The sequence below is a fragment of the Companilactobacillus crustorum JCM 15951 genome, assembly GCF_001434585.1.
GTDB classification, from domain to species: Bacteria; Bacillota; Bacilli; order Lactobacillales; family Lactobacillaceae; genus Companilactobacillus; species Companilactobacillus crustorum.
Map to the genome: position 1 here is coordinate 1 of NZ_AZDB01000077.1, position 1,662 is coordinate 1,662.

Annotated in this window: 1 protein-coding gene; it reads right to left on the reverse strand. The window is 33.0% G+C overall.

Features of this window, described 5'->3' with window-relative positions; all coding sequences use genetic code 11:
* Positions 1-73 precede the first annotated feature (73 nt).
* Positions 74-1,168 carry a glycosyltransferase gene (locus FD26_RS10700; RefSeq protein ID WP_003691196.1) on the reverse strand — a complete coding sequence of 365 codons (1,095 nt, stop codon included), beginning with the start codon at positions 1,166-1,168 and terminating at the stop codon, positions 74-76.
* Positions 1,169-1,662 lie beyond the last annotated feature (494 nt).

Consider the following 1,662-nt stretch of genomic DNA (forward strand, 5'->3'; position numbering starts at 1 on the left):
CATCAACTTGATTTGACGAACAGCCATTATTTTTAATAATTCATTTCATCAGTACCACTTGATAAAGAACCTATTATAAAGAAGAAAGTTTAATGGCTGATTTATCTGTGTTTTTATTATCAGCAGCAATTAAGTTATAGATGTTTTCTATGTGCTTAATATAGCGAGAAATATCAAATTTCAAAACTGTTTTTTTGATATCTGTATGATTATATTTACCACGCAAACGATAGATTTGCCGGCATGCAGCTATAAAAGCTTTTTGGTCGTTCATTGGAGTTAAAATTCCATTGTGGGAATTAATGATGTCTGCCGGTCCAGTAGGACAGTTTGTTGAAACAATTGGCAAGCCATAAGAAGCAGCTTCAATAACAACCATTGGGAATCCCTCATATTTTGAACAGAGCAGCAGGCAATCAGCTTCATTAATTGCTTCCCAAGGATTAGGCATCCAACCTTGCCAGTTAATGTTTTGTGAAATATGCAAATCATTTGCTAATGTTTTTGCTTTTGGAAGATCAGCTCCCTTGCCAAAGATGTCCAGTTTCCAAGGAATATTAAGCTGTGCCATTGATTCAAGAAGCATACGTACATTTTTTTGATCATCCAACAATATTCTTCCAATAAAAATTGCATGGAAAGGAGCGTTAGCTTTAGGTGTGCTGATTGTTTTCTTATTTACAGTGCGGATAGGATTATAGATCAGAAAGATTTTTTGGGCTGGGACCCCGAGTTTGATCAACTGTTTTTTTATCCCTGTACTAATTGCAAGATGATATTCTGAGAAAGCAAGTTCTTGACGAGCAAAAATGTTTGATTCAGCAATGGAGGTATGTCCCCAAGAAACAATTTTATAATGAAGGTCATATTTTTTCCTGATCTGATAGGCAGTTACACAAGCTCTGCCTTCGAGTCCCAAAACGATATCTGGTTCTGCTGCTAAAACATTTTTTTCAATAAACTCTTTTTGTGCTTGTGTATCTTGTGCATGGCAAATTTTAAGTTGGTAGCCGGTAGTACGTGTAATCCATTGGAGCCATTCAGGTTTTCCGCTTTTAGGGATCAAAACCTGATATTCATTTTTTAAATCTTCGTTGACCAAGTTCGAAATGACTCTTTCGGTACCGCCATGTCCCTCTAAATACTGTGTTATTAATGTTATTTTCACGATAATTCATCCTTTCATTTTATGAAGCCAACATTAATCTGATGTAATCTTAAATAAGTTGTATTAGTGAGTCAGTAATTGTTAATTAACTTAAAAATTCTAAAAATAGTTACACCGCATTTGTTAATTATAAAAAATTTAAAACACAATAATGCAGTTGTAACAAAAGTACAGACAGCTAAGGTATGTGATTTTGTTTCAAACAAATGCAGAACTCGATTTTAAAATTCACCCGGCTTTCATTTTATCAACAAAGAAAATAGTTTACTTATGGCTAGTTGGATACATAAGAATGGCATTATTTAAATAATAAAAAAATAAAGGTACAATAACCTTATCCAAATGGTTGTTGAACTGATATGACAATACAGAAACTAAAGAATCTATATTATACTTACCCCCATCTAAACTTTATTATAGATCTAATCAACAGAAAAACTCAAATAGTTGAATTTTGTAAACAAAAGAGAGCGTAAAATATCTTGTGTAAATGC